The sequence below is a fragment of the Aeromonas sp. Marseille-Q5825 genome (assembly GCF_946892685.1).
Taxonomy (GTDB): Bacteria; Pseudomonadota; Gammaproteobacteria; order Enterobacterales; family Aeromonadaceae; genus Aeromonas; species Aeromonas rivipollensis.
In genome coordinates this window covers 328,734-346,423 of record NZ_CAMPOU010000002.1, presented here as the reverse complement: position 1 = coordinate 346,423, position 17,690 = coordinate 328,734, and the positions used below count along the sequence as shown (strand labels likewise).

Genomic DNA, 17,690 nt, shown 5'->3' with positions numbered 1-17,690 from the left:
CATGAGTTCGCACATGCAACAATCTCAAAGCCGGTCGCTGGTCGACTGGCTTTCTTATTTGGAACAGATCCACCCGGTCAACATCGACATGGGGCTGGAGCGGGTCGGTGCCGTTGCCCGGCGCATGGGCCTGACCCGGTTGCCGTTCAAGGTGATCACTGTGGCGGGCACCAACGGCAAGGGCTCCTCCTGCGCCATGGCCGCCAGCATACTGATGGCCGCCGGCTACAAGGTGGGGGTCTACTCCTCGCCGCACCTGCTGTGCTTTACCGAGCGGGTGCGTATCGATGGGGCCGAGCTCTCTGACAGCGAGCACTGCGACGCCTTTGCCGAGGTGGAAGCCGCTCGCGGCGAGATTGCCCTCACCTTCTTCGAGTTCGCCACCTTGGCGGGCTTGCGGCTCTTCTGCCGCGCCGCGCCCGATGTGCTGTTGCTGGAAGTGGGGCTGGGCGGTCGGCTCGACGCCACCAATGTGGTGGAGTCCGATGTGGCCATGATCACCTCCATTGCGCTCGATCACTGCGACTGGCTCGGGGATACCCGGGAAGCGGTGGCGGTGGAAAAAGCCGGCGTCTACCGCGCAGGCAAGCCCGCCATCAGCGGCGAGCCCAATCCCCCAGCGACCATCGCGAGCGAAGCGGCACGCATCGGCGCCTCTTTGCGTCAGGTCGGCCGCGACTTCCAGGGCGATGAGCACCATACCGGTTGGGATTATCACGGCCTGAATCACTGGCTGGGGCTGCCCAAACCGGCCCTGCCGCTGATGAACGCGGTGACCGTGCTGGCGGCGCTGGAATCCCTCGGTTTGCCATTGGCGGAGTCCGCCATCCGTGAAGGGCTGGCCAATGCCCGGCTGGCGGGGCGGATGCAGCGGCTGCAAGACGAGCCGCTGGTCATCGTCGATGTGGCCCACAACCCCCATTCGGCGGCTTATCTGGCGAGTCAGCTGCGCCAGATCCCCTGCACAGGCAAGCGCCGCGCCGTGGTTGGCATGCTGAAAGACAAGGACATGGCGGGGTCGCTCGCCGAACTCGATGGCCTCATCGACCAGTGGTTCCTGGCCAGCCTCACAGGCCCGCGCGCCGCCACTGCAGAGCAGCTTGCCGCCGCCCTCGGGGACGGGCAGGGCCCGGCGGCGACCTTTGACGGCGTGAGCGCGGCTTATCGGGCTGCCCTGGCCGTATCGAGTCCTGATGATATGGTCATCGTCTTTGGTTCGTTTTACACTGTCGCCGACGTGCTGGCGGCGAGCGCCTGAGCCGTTTCTGAGCATCATGGGTCCAGCGACACGGGCAGGGAGCTGCCTGGCGCTGAGGTTGCAAAACAGCATGGCTGCTGGGGACCGTTCATCGTGGATGTCCGCAAGATTGCAGTTGAGTTTAAGTAACATGGGTGGAAATTAACTTGGCTTCGAAGTTTCAAAACAGATTAGTGGGGACCGTCATCCTGGTCGCCCTGGTTGTCATTTTTCTGCCGGATCTGATGGACGGCAACAAGCTGGAGCAGAAGGAAGAGGCGTTCGCCAAGATCCCGCTGCGCCCTGAGCTTGAGCCCGCCAAGCCCGCCTTGCAGGTCTCTGCCGCCAGTACCCTGCCGGCCGATCACCTGGCGAGCCAGCAGCAGGCCTCTGCCGCCACCCAGTGGCAGGTAGAAGAGATTGGGGATACGGTTACCCTGGCCGCCAATCAAGCCTCTGCTGCCACCCAGGCACAGCCAGCGACCCAGGTTGCGGCCAAGCCTGAGCCCAAACCCGTGCCCAAGCCAGAGGTGGTGGCCAAGAAACCGGTGGAGCAACCCAAGCCCAAACCGGTGCCCCCCAAGCCGGTCGAGGTGAAGAAGCCGGTGGAGAGCAAGCCGCAGGTGGGTCAGATCAAGTCCATGGACGATCTCATCGCGAGCAAGATGACGACCCAGGCGGCGACCCCTGCACCCGCGGCGGCAGCCCCGGCCCAGGGCAGCTGGATCCTGCAGCTTGGCGCCTTCAAGAATGCTGACAGCGTCAATGCCTTGGTGGGCAAGTTGAGGGCGGCCGGCTACTCGGCCCAGACCTCGCCGAGAACCCCGGTGCAGGGGCAGATCAACCGGGTCTTTATCGGGCCGGATGTCTCCAAGGCCAAGCTGCAGGGCATGCAGAGCAGGATAAGCCAGATGACGGGGCTGAGCGGCTCAGTGGTGGCCTACAACCCCTGATGCGGGTTTGACGAACGCCGAACAAAAAAATACCGCGCCTCATTTCACAGATGGGCGCGGTATTTTTTTTGCCCCCGCTCAGGGTCTCTCTGTGAGAGGCGGGGCGGGTTTTTAGATGCACTTCACCGGCTTGGGCAGGCCGGCAATCTTGGTGGCCTGCTTGGCAGGCCCCTCGGGGAACAGCTTGTAGAGATAGCGGCTGTTGCCCTTCTCCGGACCGTACTGCTTCTCCATCGCCTTGACCAGGGCGCGGATGGCGGGGGAGGTGTTGAACTCCAGATAGAAGGCCCGCACGAAGCGCACCACTTCCCAGTGCGGCTCCTCCAGCACTATGCCCTCCTGCTCGGCCAATACCAGCGCCAGCGCCTCGCTCCACTCTTCGCTGTGGCGCAGATAGCCCTTGGCATCGGTCTCGATGAGTTGGCCGTTGAAATACAGCTGATGGTGTTCGGACGGGTGCTCGGACATGGAGGCTCCTCGGGCTGTCGGGATTGGGCGGGCATGGTAGCGCCTTGATCTTCGGCGAGCAACCGGCCAAGGCGCACAATTCACCGGGCAGGGCCGTCGCCCCGCCTGGTGAGCGCTCTCTGGAATGGTGTCTTCCTTAAGCCGTCAGGCGTTGCCTTGCCGGGTGAGCAGTTGGCCGTCGTTGGCCAGCATCAGCAGTTCATCCGCCAGCTGGCTGATGAGATTGAGCTGCTGGGTCAGCATCAGCTGCTCCTCGCTGCTGTCCGGGGCTATGGCCGGGCATGATCCTTCGAGCTGGGCCGGCATCTCCCCCGCCAGATGACCGGCGGCCCGCTCCAGGGTATGGCTGATGTGGCGGCTGATCTCGTCGAGCTCGGGGATGGGCTCGAGTTTGTCGCGATGGGCCCCCAGCGCCGAGATGTAGGAGAGCAGGGCATGGTTGCGCCAGGTGAGGGTGAAGCAGAGATCGAGGAAGCGGCGGCGCTTGCTCGGCTCCACCAGCATGCTCTGCCAGGCCATGGCCAGCTCGCTGTCGGCCAGGTGGGCACACTTGCGGGCCACCCGGTAGTCGAGGGACTCGTCGCGCTGGCGGTGCAGGCTGGCGAGCACAGCCGACAGGTAGCGGGCGTTGGCGGAGAGGGAGTTGGCAATCAGGGTCGGCAGCCGCTTGTATTGCCAGTCCGGCCAGAGCCAGGCCACCAGGGCGTAGGAGAGCAGGCAGCCGAGCAGGGTATCGAGCAGGCGCGGCCCCAGGATGGCGAAGCCGATGCCGTCCAGCAGGTTGAACGCCATCAGCACATAGAGGGTGATGAAGCAGACGGCGGCGCTGTAGTTGCTGCGCACCTGGGTGAAGAACAGGAAGGCGGCCAGCCCCATGATCCCCAGTTGCAGGTGCAGCTCGGGGAAGAGCCAGAGCACGGGTACGCCTATCAAGATGCCGGCGAAGGTACCGAGCATCCGCTGCACCAGGCGGCGCCGGGTGGCGCTGTAGCTCGGCTGGCAGACGAACAGCACCGTCAGCAGTATCCAGTAGCCCTTGTCCAGACTGAAGGCCTGCAAGATGCCGTAACCCACCACCAGGCCCAGTGACAGCCGCAGGGCGTGGCGAAACACCATGGAGTTCGGGGTGAGGTGCTGTTTTAGCAGGGTCAGCAGCGGCAAGGAGGCAGGCCTCGCCAGGGGGGGCAGGCTGGCGGGAGGGAGGCGGGTTTTGCAGCTCCTCGGCGCTGGCCAGCAGCTCGTTGATGCTGGCCAGGTTCCGGCGCAGGAACTTCATCGGCGTCAGTAGGGTCTTGGGATAGTGCTGCTTGAGATGGGTGAACTCCAGCTGATCGCCGAGGGCCTCCAGGGTCCAGTGGATGCGCTTGTGATGGGCATAGGGCTTGTGCACCAGGATGGCGTAACCGAGCCGCTGACAGGCCTCTGAGAGCTGCAGGAACACCTCCTGGAAGCCGTCCAGCACTATACCCTGCTTTAGCTCTTCCTCCAGCTTGCTGTAGGGGTAGTGGCTGGAGGTGGCCCGCTCCTGGATCTCCAGCGCCAGCAGGTAGAGCCGCAGCAGGCCGGCGAGCTCGGGCGCCGCCTGATGGCGGGTACTGAGGCGGGCATTGAGCGCCGTCTTGGTCAGGTTCAGGGCATTGACCAGGTTGATGTTGAGCTGGGCCAGGTTGTGGCGAATGGCCTGGGCACCGTGCTCGTCCGCCGGGAAGAAGCGGGATTTTTCCAGCAGGTAGCGGCCGAGGGCGAAATAGCTCTGGGCGAGCTGCTCGTGCAGTGTCTTGTAGGGCAGCAGCCAGAGCCAGACGAGAGAGACCAGGCCGTACCAGAGGGCGCCGGCACCGAGCGCCAGCGGCTGGTAGAAGAGATCCGGCGCCTTGGCGGCCCCCAGCATGGTGTAGATGGCGATAAGCAGGGAGCCGAAGCTGATGGTGGCGTAGCGCTGACCGAGCGCCCCCACCATCACGAAGATGAAGGTGGAGCCCGCCAGCCCTAGGGCAAACAGCCAGGGGGTGGGGAAGAGATACTGCACGCACAGGGAGGCAAACAGGAAACAGACCAGCGTCATGGCGAGGTTCTTGACCCGGCCCCACAGGCTGTCATCTGTCTCGGCGATGGCCCCTGCCACTACCCCGAGGGAGAGCAGCACGGTGAGCTGGATGTCCCTTGTGACCAGGGCGAAGGCGAGCAGCCCCAGGATGGCCAGCAGCACCTTGAGAGCGAAATAGATGTGGCTGTCGGTCAGCAGACGGCGCAATAAACCTGAGAAATCCATGGGCATGGGATAGACGCAACCCTTGAGCGAAACGAAAGCGATAGCATAACTCGTCTGTAACGAAGTGGCCCTGATTTGGATCAGGGCCACTTTGCTTCATATCCTTGATTTGCAACTTATCCTGACAGAAACAGGTGCCAATAAAAACCCCGCCGAAGCGGGGTTTTTCATCAGTTGCGGTTGCCGCCAAGCAGGCTCAGCAGACTCAGGAAGATGTTGTAGATGGAGACATACAGGGTCACTGTGGCGGAGATGTAGTTGGTCTCGCCGCCGCGCACTATCTGCTGGGTGGTCAGCAGGATGGCACCGGAGGAGAACAGCATGAACATGGCGGACAGGGCCAGGCTCAGGGCGCTCATCTGCAGGAAGATGTTGGCGACCATGGCCACCAGCAGCACCCAGAAACCGACGAACAGCATGCCACCGATGAAGGAGAGGTCACGCTTGGTGGTCAGGGCATAGGCCGACAGACCGAAGAAGGTGAGCGCCGTGCCGCCAAGGGCCGTCATCACTATCTCGCCGCCGCCGTTGTTCATGTACATGTTGATGATGGGGCCCAGGCTGTAGCCCAGCAGGCCGGTCAGGGCGAAGGTGAACACCAGCCCCATGCCGTTGTCACGGTTCTTCTCGGTCAGGAACATCAGACCATAGACACCGATGAGGAAGATGGCCCAGTGCAGGGGCGGCATGTTCATCACGGTGGCGACCCCGGCCACCACGGCAGAGAAGCCAAGAGTGAGGGAGAGCAGCATATAGGTGTTGCGCAGCACCTTGTTGGTGTCACGCGCGGCACTCTGGGTGCCAGTGTAGATAGAACGGGTATCCATCTTGGTGTCCTCTTGATTTCCGGGGTGAGGCGGCAGATTCCGCTTCGTTAACGCATTGTATGCACTGAATGTGTGGATGACGAGCGCTGATTTCAAGCGCCCCCCAACTGTGTCGGCCTCTACTATTCCAGAGCAAAGATGTATTGCGCATGAACAAGAGGATGAGGCTGCACCGTCAGCCAGGCCTGGGCAGTGTGATTGTACCGGTCTTGCTGTGTCTGGAATCGTCACAGCGCCGCCCGGGGTGGCTGTCGGCCCAGGGGGATGGCTGGCACACTGCCAGTGTGCATGGGAGCTGCGTGCCTGTGCATCTAATCAGATCACGACAGGGAGTGGCCTATGGCTGTCATATGGAAGAGCGCGCTGTTGTCAGGGGGGTTGTTGCTGGTGGGCCTGGTGTCGGGGTGCGCCCATTTCGCGCCGGCCCCCATCAGCTATCTGAGTCAGGATCCCGCGCCGGGCACGCTCCCTTATGGGAAGCTTGCCTATGTGGACGACGGCCAATGCCCGGATGGTCAGGTGAAGCGGCTGATCGGTGGCGATGCGAAGAAGAGCATACCGCGCCATGTAGAGTGCGTGCCGCGCCCGAAATAACGGGTGGATAAGCAGGGGAGGTCAGCCCCCAATACGAAGGTCACCACAAGAAGGCCCGGGCAATTGCCCGGGCCTTTTCATTTTGGTGGTGTGCAGGCTTGCTGCTGGTTAGAAGGCATCCCCCGGCACCCGCACCCAACCCTCCATCAGGATGCGGGCAGAGCGCGACATCACCGCCTTGGTGACCGTCCACTCGCCATTCACCTGCCGCGCCTCGGCCCCCACCCGCAGAGTGCCGGACGGATGGCCGAAGCGCACCGCCTCGCGCTCGCCGCCACCGGCCGCCAGGTTCACCAGGGTGCCGGGAATGGCCGCCGCTGTGCCTATGGCCACCGCGCAGGTGCCCATCATGGCGTGGTGCAGCTTGCCCATGGAGAGGGCCCGCACCAGCAGGTCGATCTCGCCAGCCAACACTTCCTTGCCGCTGGAGGTGCGGTACTCCCTGGCCGGTGCGATGAAGGCAATCTTGGGGGTGTGCTGGCGGGTGGCCGCCTCCTCCGGCGTCTTGATGAGCCCCATGCGCAGGGCGCCGGCGATGCGGATCTGCTCGAAGCGCGCCAGTGCCTCTGGGTCTGTGTTGATCGCCTCGCGCAGCTCGGTGCCCTGATAGCCGATCTCCTCGGCATTGACGAAGACGGTGGGGATGCCGGCGCTGATCAGGGTGGCCTTGATGTTTCCTATGCCTGGCACCTCGAGATCGTCGATGAGGTTGCCGGTGGGGAAGAGGGCGCCGCCCTCCTCGCCATCCTCGGACGGGTCGAGAAACTCCAGCACGATTTCGGCGGCGGGGAAGCTGACCCCGTCCAGCTCGAAGTCACCGGTCTCCTGCACCTGACCGTTGCTCACCGGCACCTGGGCGATGATGGTCTTGCCGATATTGGCCTGCCAGACTCGCACCACGCAGGTGCCGTCGTGGGGAATGCGAGCCGGATCCACCAGCCCCGCATGGATGGCGAAGGCGCCGGCGGCGGTGGAGAGGTTGCCGCAGTTGCCACTCCAGTCGACGAAGGGCTTGTCGATGGCAACCTGGCCGTAGAGGTAGTCCACGTCGTGATCGGGCTGCTGGCTTTTGGAGAGGATCACGCACTTGGAGGTGGAGGAGGTGGCGCCCCCCATGCCGTCCATGTGGGCAGAGTAGGGATCGGGGCTGCCGATGACGCGCATGAAGAGCGCATCGCGGGCCGGGCCCTGCACCTGGCAGCGCTCGGGCAGATCACCTAAGCGGAAGAACACCCCCTTGCTGGTGCCGCCGCGCATATAGGTGGCCGGGATCCTGACTTGAGGTGTGTGAGTCGAAGAGAGTGGGGCCATGAATCTTGTCCTGAAAAGAGTGACGGATCCTTCTTCCTCGGGGAGAAGGCGCCCTAAGGGCGGATGAGGGGAGATCCCCTCACCCCAACCCTCACCCAAAGGGAGAGGGAGCACATCATGCCTCTTCCGGTGAAGGGGAGGGGGAATACCATATATCAGCTGGCGGCCTTGTGGGTGGTCGCTTCCAGGAAGTCCTGGGCGAAGCGCTGCAGCACGCCGCCGGCCTCATAGACCGAGACCTCCTCGGCGGTGTCGAGGCGGCAGGTCATGGGTACCTCGAGCGTCTCGCCGTTGCGCCTGTGAATGACCAGCACGAGATCGGTGCGCGGGGTGCGTGCCCCCTTGACGTCATAGGTCTCGGTGCCGTCCAGCCCCAAGGTCAAACGGCTGGTGCCCGGTTTGAACTCCAGCGGCAGCACTCCCATGCCGATCAGGTTGGTGCGGTGAATGCGCTCGAAGCCTTCCGCCGCTATCACCTCCACCCCCGCCAGCCGTACCCCCTTGGCCGCCCAGTCACGGGACGAGCCCTGGCCGTAGTCGGCGCCCGCCACTATGATCAGCGGCTGCTTGCGGGCCATGTAGGTTTCGATGGCTTCCCACATCCGCATGACCCGGCCCTCCGGTTCGACCCGGGCGAGGGAGCCCTTCTTCACTGCGCCGTTCACCACCGCCATCTCGTTCACCAGCTGAGGGTTGGCGAAGGTGGCGCGCTGGGCGGTCAGGTGATCGCCGCGGTGGGTGGCGTAGGAGTTGAAGTCCTCCTCCGGCAGGCCCATCTTCGCCAGGTATTCACCGGCCGCGCTGCTGCGCATGATGGCGTTGGAGGGGGAGAGGTGATCCGTGGTGATGTTGTCCGGCAACACCGCCAGCGGCCTCATGCCCTTGAGGGTACGTTCACCCGCCAGCGCCCCTTCCCCCTCTTTATCCCAATAAGGTGGGCGACGGATATAGGTGCTCATGGGACGCCAGTCGTACAAAGGCGCGACCTTGGGGCCATGGTCTTCCTCCATGGTGAACATGGGGATATAGACCTGACGGAACTGCTCCGGCTTCACCGAGGCCCTGACCACGGCATCAATCTCGTCATCCGACGGCCAGATGTCTTTCAGGCGAATTTCCTTACCGTTCACCACTCCCAGCACATCCTTCTCTATGTCGAAGCGGATGGTGCCCGCGATGGCGTAGGCCACCACCAGCGGCGGCGAGGCGAGGAAGGCCTGCTTGGCGTAGGGGTGGATGCGACCGTCGAAGTTGCGGTTGCCCGACAACACGGCGGTGGCATAGAGATCGCGCTCGATGATCTCCTGCAGGATGACCGGATCCAGTGCGCCGGACATGCCGTTGCAGGTGGTGCAGGCGAAGGCCACTATGCCGAACCCGAGCTGCTCCAGCTCGTGGTCAAGCCCCGCCTCCTTCAGGTAGAGTGCCACCGTCTTGGAGCCCGGCGCCAGGGAGGACTTGACCCAGGGTTTGCGGGTAAGGCCAAGCTGGTTGGCGTTGCGCGCCAGCAGCCCGGCGGCAATCACGTTGCGCGGGTTGCTGGTGTTGGTGCAGCTGGTGATGGCGGCGATGATCACGGCGCCGTCCGGCAGCAGGCCGTCGGCCTCCTGGGCGCGGGCCTTGTCCAGATCCACGGCTATGCCGCGGGCGGCCAGGTCGGAAACCGGCAGGCGGCGGTGCGGGTTGGAGGGGCCCGCCAGGGTGCGCACCACGCTGGACAGATCGAAGTGCAGCACGCGCTCGTACTGGGCGCTCGCCAGGCAGTCGGCCCAGAGGCCCGCCTCCTTGGCATAGGTCTCCACCAGCTTGACCTGCTCGCTGTCACGGCCGGTGAGGCGCAGGTAGTCGATGGTTTGGCTGTCGATGAAGAACATGGCCGCGGTGGCGCCGTATTCCGGTGCCATGTTGGAGATGGTGGCGCGATCGCCGAGGGTCAGGGCGCCCGCGCCCTCACCACGGAACTCCAGGTAGGCGCCGACCACTTTTTCCTTGCGCAGGAACTCGGTCAGGGAGAGCACCACGTCGGTGGCGGTGATGCCGGGTTGCGGCTTGCCACTGAGCTCGACGCCGACGATCTCCGGCAGGCGCATCCAGGAGGCGCGCCCCAGCATCACGTTCTCGGCTTCCAGACCGCCCACGCCCACCGCGATCACCCCGAGGGCGTCGACGTGGGGGGTGTGGCTGTCGGTGCCGACACAGGTATCCGGGTAGGCGATGCCTCTGTCGTTGTGAATGACCGGCGACATCTTCTCCAGGTTGATCTGGTGCATGATGCCGTTGCCCGGCTGGATCACCTCGATGTTGCGAAACGCCTGCTTGGTCCAGTTGATGAAGTGGAAGCGATCCTCGTTGCGGCGATCCTCGATGGCGCGGTTCTTGGCGAACGCATCGGGATCGAAGCCGCCACACTCCACGGCGAGCGAGTGATCGACGATCAGCTGCACCGGCACCACGGGGTTGACCTGGGCGGGGTCACCGCCCTGATCGGCGATGGCATCACGCAGACCGGCCAAGTCCACCAGCGCGGTCTGGCCCAGGATGTCGTGGCACACCACCCGGGCCGGGAACCAGGGGAAGTCGCGATCGCGTTTATTCAAGGCGATCTGGCCGAGGCACTCGCCGAGGATGGCCGGATCGCACTTGCGCACCAGGTTCTCGGCATGAACGCGAGCGGTGTAAGAGAGTTTGTCCCAGGCGCCGGGCTGGATGGCTTCGACCGCCGCACGGGCGTCGAAGTAGTCCAGCACCGTGCCGGGCAGGGGCTTGCGGTAGTGGCTGTTCATCACTTGCGATCCTTGAGCGGGACGAACACCAGATCCTCCGGGCCCACGTAGTTGGCGCTCGGTCGGATGATCTTGCCGTCGATGCGCTGCTCGATGACGTGAGCCGACCAGCCTGAGGTGCGGGCGATCACGAACAGCGGGGTGAACATGGCGGTGGGCACGCCCATCATGTGGTAGCTGACGGCGCTGAACCAGTCGAGGTTCGGGAACATCTTCTTGGCGTCCCACATGGTCGACTCCAGTCGCTCGGCGATGTCGAACATCTTGGAGTTGTGCTGCTCCTTGCTGAGCTCGCGGGCCACCTCCTTGATCACCTTGTTGCGCGGATCCGAGACGGTGTAGACAGGGTGGCCGAAGCCGATGACCACTTCCTTCTTCTCGATACGGGCACGGATGTCGGCCTCCGCCTCGTCCGGATTGTCGTAACGCTTCTGGATCTCGAAGGCCACCTCGTTGGCGCCGCCGTGCTTGGGTCCGCGCAGGGCACCGATGGCACCTGTGATGCAGGAGAACATGTCGGAGCCGGTGCCGGCGATCACCCGACCGGTGAAGGTGGAGGCGTTGAACTCGTGCTCGGCGTAGAGGATCAGCGAGGTGTGCATGGCGCGCACCCAGGAATCACGCGGCGTCTGTCCGTGCAGCAGGTGCAGGAAGTGGCCGCCGATGGAGTCATCGTCGGTCTCCACCTCGATGCGCTTGCCGTTGTGGCTGAAGTGGTACCAGTAGAGCAGCACCGAGCCGAGGCAGGCCATCAGCTTGTCGGCGATGTCGCGGGCACCCGGGTGGTTGTGGTCGTCCTTCTCCGGCGACACGCAGCCCAGCACCGAGACGGCGCTGCGCATCACGTCCATCGGATGGGCGGAGGGGGGCAGTTGCTCCAGTGCGGTCTTGACACCGGAGGGCAGGCCGCGCAGGGCCTTGAGCTTGGCCTTGTAGGCGGCCAGCTCGGCGACATTGGGCAGATGGCCATGCACCAGCAGGTGGGCGATCTCCTCGAATTCACAGCTGGTGGCGACATCGAGGATGTCATAACCACGGTAGTGCAGATCGTTGCCGCTGAGGCCTACGGTACAGAGGGCGGTGTTGCCGGCGGCGGTGCCGCTCAGGGCCACGGATTTCTTGGCCTTGAAGACGGGGGTGGTGGTCTCGGTGATTGCGCTCATTGCTTGTCTCTCCTTATACATTTGAGCCTGTCGGCCGCCCGTTACCTGTCACACAGGGGGCGACCGACTGGTCTGTCATTCCTTGGTGAACAGCCGATCCAGTGTCTGCTCGTAGTGGTGGTAACCGAGGAAGTCGTAGAGCGCTTCCCGGGTCTGCATGCTGTCGACCACGGCGCGCTGGTGGCCATCCTGGCGCAGTTGCTGATAGACGTTGAGGGCGGCCTGGTTGGCGGCGCGGGCGGCGCTCAGGGGGTAGAGCACCATGTCGACGCTGTGGTCGGCGAGGTGACCCTTGTCAAACAGCTCGGTCTGGCCGAATTCGGTCATGTTGGCGAGGATGGGGACCCCGGCCGCCTGCTTGAAGCGGTCGTACTGGTCGAGTTTGGTCACCGCCTCGGCGAAGATCATGTCGGCCCCGGCGGCCACGTAGGCGGCGGCGCGCTCCAGCGCGGATTCAATGCCTTCCACTGCCAGGGCGTCGGTGCGGGCCATGATGACGAAGTTCTCGTCGGTGCGGGCATCCACCGCCGCCTTGATGCGATCCACCATCTCGGCCATGCTCACCACCGCCTTGTTGGGTCTGTGACCGCAGCGCTTCTGGGCAACCTGATCTTCCATGTGGACGGCGGCGACACCGCCCCGCTCGAAGGCGCGGATGGTGCGGGCTATGTTGAAGGCGCCGCCCCAGCCGGTGTCGATATCCACCAGCAACGGCACCTGGGTGGCGGCGGTGATCCGCTCGGCATCGATCAGCACGTCGTTCATGGAGGTCATGCCCAGATCCGGCAGGCCGAAGGAGGCGTTGGCCACCCCGGCACCGGACAGATAGAGCGCCTTGAAGCCGCTACGCTCGGCCATCAGCGCCATGTAGGCGTTGATGGTGCCGACGATTTGCAGGGGTTTCTCGTTGGCCAGCGCGGTGCGAAAACGCGCCCCGGCCGAATGGGATAAGTTAGACATAGTGACTCCTTTCATGCTGCGGATATACCCATCTCACACTACGTTGACGTTAACGTCAATTATGCTTAAGTCAAAGGCCCGCCAATCGGCAGCCTCAGGCGGCTGCCTCTTGGATAATTCCATTTAATTCAATCAAGTATCTCTCATTGCCAACAACATGGGCGGTTGCCGTCGCGCCGCCGTCATGGTGGGTCAGGGCCGATTCTGGCGCCTTCCCCGAGGGGGGGCAACGAATTCGAGCGGGGTTGTCATGAGATGAAAAGTGGCTGTCGCCCGATGAAAAGCGGCCGTTTACGTAACCCCCTAGATTCAATCCGGACGAAGAGTTTCACTCACGAACGGATTGGAGAACTGAGATGGCCAACGCCATACGCTTTTATGAAACCGGGGGCCCGGAAGTGCTGCGCTACGAAGAGGTGGCGGTCGGTGAACCCGGTCCGGGCCAGGTTCGCCTGCGCCATGCCGCGGTCGGCCTGAACTATGCCGACACCTATTTTCGCAACGGCACCTACCCCATCCCCATGCCCAATGGCATGGGCGTCGAGGGGGCCGGCGTGGTGGAGGCCATCGGCGAGGGCGTCACTCATGTGGCGGTGGGCGATCGCGTCACCTACACCGGTTTCCTCAACACCCTCGGCGCTTACTCGACCGAGCGCCTGATCCCCGCCGCCCCGCTCATCAAGCTGCCGGACAACATCGCGTTCGAGACGGCGGCCGCTATGACCATGCGGGGCCTGACGTCCGCCTACCTGATGCGCCGCATCCACGACTTCAAACCCGGTGACAGCATCTTGCTGCACGCCGCCGCGGGCGGGGTGGGGCTGATCGTCGCCCAGTGGGCCAAGCTGCTCGGCCTGACCGTGATTGGCACCGTCTCGAGCGACGCCAAGGCCGAGGTGGCCAGGGCCCACGGCTGTGACTTCACCATCGACTACAGCCATGAAGACGTGGCCAAGCGGGTGCGCGAGCTGACCGAGGGCGCCGGCGTCGACGTGGTGTTCGACAGCGTCGGCAAGAGCACCTTCCTGGGCTCGCTCGATTCCCTCAAACGCCGCGGCCTCATGGTCTGCGTCGGCACCGCCTCAGGCCCCATCGAGGGCTTCAACCCGCAGCTGCTGGCGATGAAGGGCTCCCTCTATCTGACCCGGCCGGCCCTGGCCGACTACATCGCCGACCCGGCCGAGAAGACGGCCCTGGCGAATGAGCTGTTCGACCACGTGGGCAGCGGCCGGATCAAGATCGAGATCAACCAGAAGTATGCACTGCAGGATGCGGTGCAGGCCCACCGCGACCTCGAGTCGCGCAAGACCACGGGCTCATCGGTTTTCGTTATCTAGCAAGCGCGCGAGGCGGCCTCTCATGGGAGGGGCCGGCCTGCGAGGCGCATGGCGCAACAGACTTGTCATCGAGGGAGTGCATGACATGCGTGTAGAACAACTGACCTGCCATATCGGAGCGGAACTGAGTGGCGTCAACCTGGCGGATGCCGTTCATGATGAAGGGCTGTTCGCCGAGATCCGCTCCCTGCTGCTCAAGCACAGGGTACTGTTCTTGCGGCAGCAGGATATCAGCCGCAGCGATCACGTGGCCTTCGCCCGCCGCTTCGGCGAGCTGGAGGATCACCCGGTGGCGGGCAGCGATCCCGAGCATCCCGGGCTGGTGCGCATCTACAAGTCGCCGGAGGTGCCCAACGATCGCTACGAGAACGCCTGGCACACCGACGCCACCTGGCGCGACAAGCCGCCCTTCGGCTGCGTGCTGCGCTGCGTGGAGTGCCCGCCGGTGGGCGGCGACACCCTCTGGGCCAACATGGTGGTGGCCTATGAGAAGCTGCCGGAGGAGATCAAGCAGAAGATCGCCGGCCTGCGTGCCCGCCACAGCATAGAGGCGAGCTTCGGGGCGGCCATGCCCATCGAGAAGCGGCTGGCGCTCAAGGCCCAGTTCCCGGATGCCGAGCACCCCGTGGTGCGCACCCATCCGGACACCGACGAGAAGATCCTGTTCGTCAACGCCTTCGCCACCCACTTCACCAACTACCACACCCCGGAGCACGTGCGCTACGGGCAGGACTACAGCATGGGCGGCAGCGATCTGCTGCGCTATCTGATAAGCCAGGCCTATGTCCCCGAGTATCAGGTGCGTTGGCGCTGGCAGCCCAACAGCATAGCCATCTGGGACAACCGCAGCACCCAGCATTATGCCGCCATGGACTATCCGCCCTGCCACCGCAAGATGGAGCGGGCCGGGATCATGGGCGACCAACCCTTCTGATATCACGCCGGGCAGGGTTGCCCGGCACACAGCCAGTCTTCATTCAAGGAGAGAACAGATGCAATTCTTTGACGATTCCCTGCACCCGGAAAACATGGATAAAGTGGTGATCACCGTGGCCCCGTACGGTCCCGAGTGGGCGCCTGGCGACTTCCCGGAAGACATCCCGGTGACCATGGAGGAGCAAGTCCAGAAGGCGGTCGACTGCTACGAGGCCGGCGCCACCGTGCTGCACCTGCATGTGCGCGAGCTGGATGGCTCCGGCTCCAAGCGCCTGTCCAAGTTCAACGAACTGATCGCCGGGGTGCGCAAGGCGGTGCCTGACATGATCATCCAGGTCGGCGGCTCCATCTCCTTCGCGCCGGAAGGCGAGGGGGAGGCGGCCAAGTGGCTGTCGGACGACACCCGCCACATGCTGGCCGAGCTGACGCCGAAGCCGGATCAGGTCACGGTCGCCATCAACACCACCCAGATGAACATCATGGAGCTGCTCTACCCGGAATACCTGGCGGGCACCTCCCTGGAGCACCCGGCCCTGAAGGCGGCCTACAGCGAGATGACGGTCCCGGCCGGTCCGGCCTGGGTGGCCGAGCACCTCAAGCGACTGATGGCCAACGGCATCCAGCCCCACTTCCAGCTGACCGGCATGCACGCCATGGAGACCCTGGAGCGGCTGGTGCGCAGGGGCGTCTACATGGGGCCGCTCAACCTGACCTGGATCGGTATCGGCGGCGGCTTCGACGGCCCGAACCCGTTCAACTTCATGAACTTCGTCCACCGCGCGCCGGATGGCTGCACCCTGACCGCCGAATCCCTGCTCAAGAACGTGTTGCCCTTCAACATGATGGCCATGTCCATTGGGCTGCACCCGCGCTGCGGCATCGAGGACACCATAGTGGGCCAGCACGGCCAGCGCATGAGCTCGGTCGAGCAGATCCGCCAGTGCGTGCGGGTCGCCCACGAACTGGGGCGTGAGGTGGCGAACGGCAAGGAGGCCCGCGCCATCTATCGCATCGGCGTCCAGTACGACAGCATCGAAGAGACGCTGCAGGCCAACGGCATGGCGCCCAATCGCCGTGCCGGGGAGAAAGGCGTGCCGCGGGGCGTCTGAGCCAGATGGGTCGCAGCTCGACTAAAGAGAGGCTGCGACCCCTATAACTCTGTTTGCCAAATGACGTTTGCCCTTGCAACATGCGGGGGGCGGGCAATTGAGTCATCTATCACCAAAGGAAGGCGGTGGGTGACTCGCAGGCTCGCTGCTTGAGTACCCCACCCAATTTGTCGTAGCACGAGGGACTGTATGGCTACCTATCATATCAATGACGATGTCGACGCTGGCAAGGCTGCCGTACCGCGTCGCTATGCCTGGATTGTGTTTGCGCTGACCTTTGGTCTGCTCATCTCCGACTACATGTCGCGCCAGGTACTCAACGCCGTCTTCCCTATGCTTAAAGGGGAGTGGACCCTCTCCGATACCCAGCTTGGCCTGCTCAGCGGCATAGTGGCGCTGATGGTCGGGCTGCTGACCTTCCCGCTCTCCCTGCTGGCGGACCGTTTCGGTCGGGTGAAGAGCCTGGCCATCATGGCCATGCTGTGGAGCCTGGCGACCCTGGGCTGCGCCCTGGCCCAGAGTTACGAGCAGATGTTCATCGCCCGCTTCCTGGTGGGCGTGGGGGAGGCCGCCTATGGCAGCGTCGGCATCGCCGTGGTGGTCTCTGTGTTCCCGCGGGAGATGCGGGCCACCCTGTCCGGCGCCTTCATCTCGGGCGGCATGTTCGGCTCTGTGCTGGGCATGGCCACCGGCGGCGTGCTGGCCCATCTGCTGGGCTGGCGCTGGGCCTTCGCCGGCATGGCGCTGTTCGGCCTGCTGCTGGCGGCCATCTACCCCCTCATCGTCAAGGAGGCGCGGATCGCCCCGGCGGGAGCCAGGGCGGCGGGCAAGGCGCACGGCAAGCCGCTGCGCACCCTCTACTCCACGCGCTCCGTGCTCTCGGCCTACGTCGGCAGCGGCTTGCAGCTGTTCGTCGGCGGCACCGTGATCGTCTGGATGCCGAGCTACCTGAACCGTTTCTACGGGATGGACACGGACAGGGCGGGGGTGGTGGCCGCCATCATAGTGCTGTGCAGCGGCGCCGGCATGATCCTGTGCGGCATGCTCAGTGACAAGCTGTGCCGGGATCGACCGGATCGCAAGATCAGCCTGGCCATTGGCTATTGCCTCGGGAGCTGCGCCCTGCTGTCGCTGGCCTTCGCCCTGCCGTTCGGGTTGCCCCAGCTGGCCCTCATCTGCCTTGGCATGTTCATCGCCACCGGCACCTCGGGCCCGGCGGGCGCCATGGTGGCTAACCTGACCCACTACAGCGTGCACGGCACCGCCTTCGCCACCCTGACCCTGGCCAACAACCTGCTCGGGCTGGCCCCCGGCCCCTTCATCACCGGCCGCGTCTCCGACCATATCGGTTTGGACAACGCCTTCCAGCTAGTGCCGCTCATCAGCATCGCGGCGGCGGCCGTCTTCTTCTACGGCAAGCGCCACTACCACAAGGATGTCGCCAGGCTGGAAGGGGAGTCCGAGCCACCCGTTGCCTGCGCCCCCGTCACCGGCGCCGCCCATACCACAGAGGCAAGGGCCTGAGTCGTACCCTGACAACAGGGAACCATGTTGATTTTCCCTGTCCTGCGGCTGGCCGCCGGACAGGGACCGAGCACCCGGAGGAAGGGGCATGAGCGGTGCCCCGAACACAGGGGGCTATTTTGATTTGATGGATATGAGCTGTCCCGCGGCAGGCCGCCGGACAGGGACCGAGAACCCGGAGGAAGGGGCATGAGCGGTGCCCCGAACACAGGGGGT

At 64.3% G+C, this 17,690-nt stretch carries 13 protein-coding genes and 1 pseudogene; 7 read left to right on the top strand and 7 right to left on the bottom strand.

Going from position 1 to position 17,690, the window contains the following annotated elements:
• Position 1 precedes the first annotated feature (1 nt).
• Both folC and dedD read left to right on the top strand, forming a co-directional pair.
• Positions 2-1,258: a bifunctional tetrahydrofolate synthase/dihydrofolate synthase gene (gene folC / locus OC537_RS08305; protein ID WP_262110747.1), complete on the top strand. Its 1,257-nt coding sequence runs from the start codon at positions 2-4 to the stop codon at positions 1,256-1,258.
• A 146-nt stretch (positions 1,259-1,404) separates the two neighbouring features.
• Positions 1,405-2,190: a cell division protein DedD gene (gene dedD / locus OC537_RS08300; protein WP_262110745.1), complete on the top strand. Its 786-nt coding sequence runs from the start codon at positions 1,405-1,407 to the stop codon at positions 2,188-2,190.
• A gap of 111 nt (positions 2,191-2,301) precedes the next feature.
• Here dedD and OC537_RS08295 read toward each other — a convergent pair whose 3' ends face one another.
• The 3 genes and pseudogenes from OC537_RS08295 to OC537_RS08285 all read right to left on the bottom strand — a co-directional run bounded on the left by OC537_RS08295 (position 2,302) and on the right by OC537_RS08285 (position 5,757).
• A complete protein-coding gene (locus OC537_RS08295; RefSeq protein WP_262110744.1) occupies positions 2,302-2,658 on the bottom strand; it encodes a TusE/DsrC/DsvC family sulfur relay protein in 357 nt (118 codons plus the stop codon).
• Positions 2,659-2,802: 144 nt separating this feature from the next.
• A pseudogene (gene yccS, locus OC537_RS08290) lies at positions 2,803-4,936 on the bottom strand (YccS family putative transporter).
• Between the two features lie 164 nt (positions 4,937-5,100).
• On the bottom strand, positions 5,101-5,757 hold the full coding sequence (locus tag OC537_RS08285) for a Bax inhibitor-1/YccA family protein (protein ID WP_005302492.1): 657 nt from the start codon (positions 5,755-5,757) through the stop codon (positions 5,101-5,103).
• 339 nt (positions 5,758-6,096) lie between these two features.
• Between OC537_RS08285 and OC537_RS08280 the strand changes: the two genes are divergently transcribed.
• Entirely contained in the window at positions 6,097-6,351 is a 255-nt protein-coding gene (locus OC537_RS08280; RefSeq protein ID WP_262110742.1) for a DUF6719 family protein, read from the top strand.
• A gap of 108 nt (positions 6,352-6,459) precedes the next feature.
• On the opposite strand, the gene prpF is transcribed toward OC537_RS08280, so the two are convergent.
• The 4 genes from prpF to prpB all read right to left on the bottom strand — a co-directional run bounded on the left by prpF (position 6,460) and on the right by prpB (position 12,568).
• Positions 6,460-7,662 carry a 2-methylaconitate cis-trans isomerase PrpF gene (prpF, locus tag OC537_RS08275; protein WP_262110741.1) on the bottom strand — a complete coding sequence of 401 codons (1,203 nt, stop codon included), beginning with the start codon at positions 7,660-7,662 and terminating at the stop codon, positions 6,460-6,462.
• Positions 7,663-7,817: 155 nt separating this feature from the next.
• Entirely contained in the window at positions 7,818-10,445 is a 2,628-nt protein-coding gene (acnD, locus tag OC537_RS08270; RefSeq protein ID WP_262110740.1) for a Fe/S-dependent 2-methylisocitrate dehydratase AcnD, read from the bottom strand.
• The gene (prpC, locus tag OC537_RS08265) at positions 10,445-11,608 is read right to left on the bottom strand and encodes a 2-methylcitrate synthase (protein WP_042652484.1); all 1,164 of its coding nucleotides are present in this window, start codon (positions 11,606-11,608) and stop codon (positions 10,445-10,447) included. The genes acnD and prpC overlap by 1 nt, the downstream gene beginning before the upstream one ends.
• Positions 11,609-11,683: 75 nt before the next feature.
• The gene (gene prpB, locus OC537_RS08260; protein ID WP_262110738.1) at positions 11,684-12,568 is read right to left on the bottom strand and encodes a methylisocitrate lyase; all 885 of its coding nucleotides are present in this window, start codon (positions 12,566-12,568) and stop codon (positions 11,684-11,686) included.
• Positions 12,569-12,924: 356 nt separating this feature from the next.
• On the opposite strand from prpB, the gene OC537_RS08255 reads away from it, so the two are divergent.
• The 4 genes from OC537_RS08255 (at position 12,925) to OC537_RS08240 (ending at position 17,474) form a co-directional block, all read left to right on the top strand.
• On the top strand, positions 12,925-13,905 hold the full coding sequence (locus tag OC537_RS08255) for a quinone oxidoreductase family protein (RefSeq protein ID WP_262110736.1): 981 nt from the start codon (positions 12,925-12,927) through the stop codon (positions 13,903-13,905).
• 85 nt (positions 13,906-13,990) lie between these two features.
• Complete coding sequence (locus tag OC537_RS08250) at positions 13,991-14,839, top strand: TauD/TfdA dioxygenase family protein (protein WP_218329128.1); 849 nt, start codon at positions 13,991-13,993, stop codon at positions 14,837-14,839.
• A gap of 58 nt (positions 14,840-14,897) precedes the next feature.
• A complete protein-coding gene (locus tag OC537_RS08245; RefSeq protein WP_262110735.1) occupies positions 14,898-15,950 on the top strand; it encodes a 3-keto-5-aminohexanoate cleavage protein in 1,053 nt (350 codons plus the stop codon).
• A gap of 189 nt (positions 15,951-16,139) precedes the next feature.
• On the top strand, positions 16,140-17,474 hold the full coding sequence (locus OC537_RS08240) for an MFS transporter (protein WP_042652479.1): 1,335 nt from the start codon (positions 16,140-16,142) through the stop codon (positions 17,472-17,474).
• The last annotated feature ends 216 nt before the right edge of the window (positions 17,475-17,690 follow it).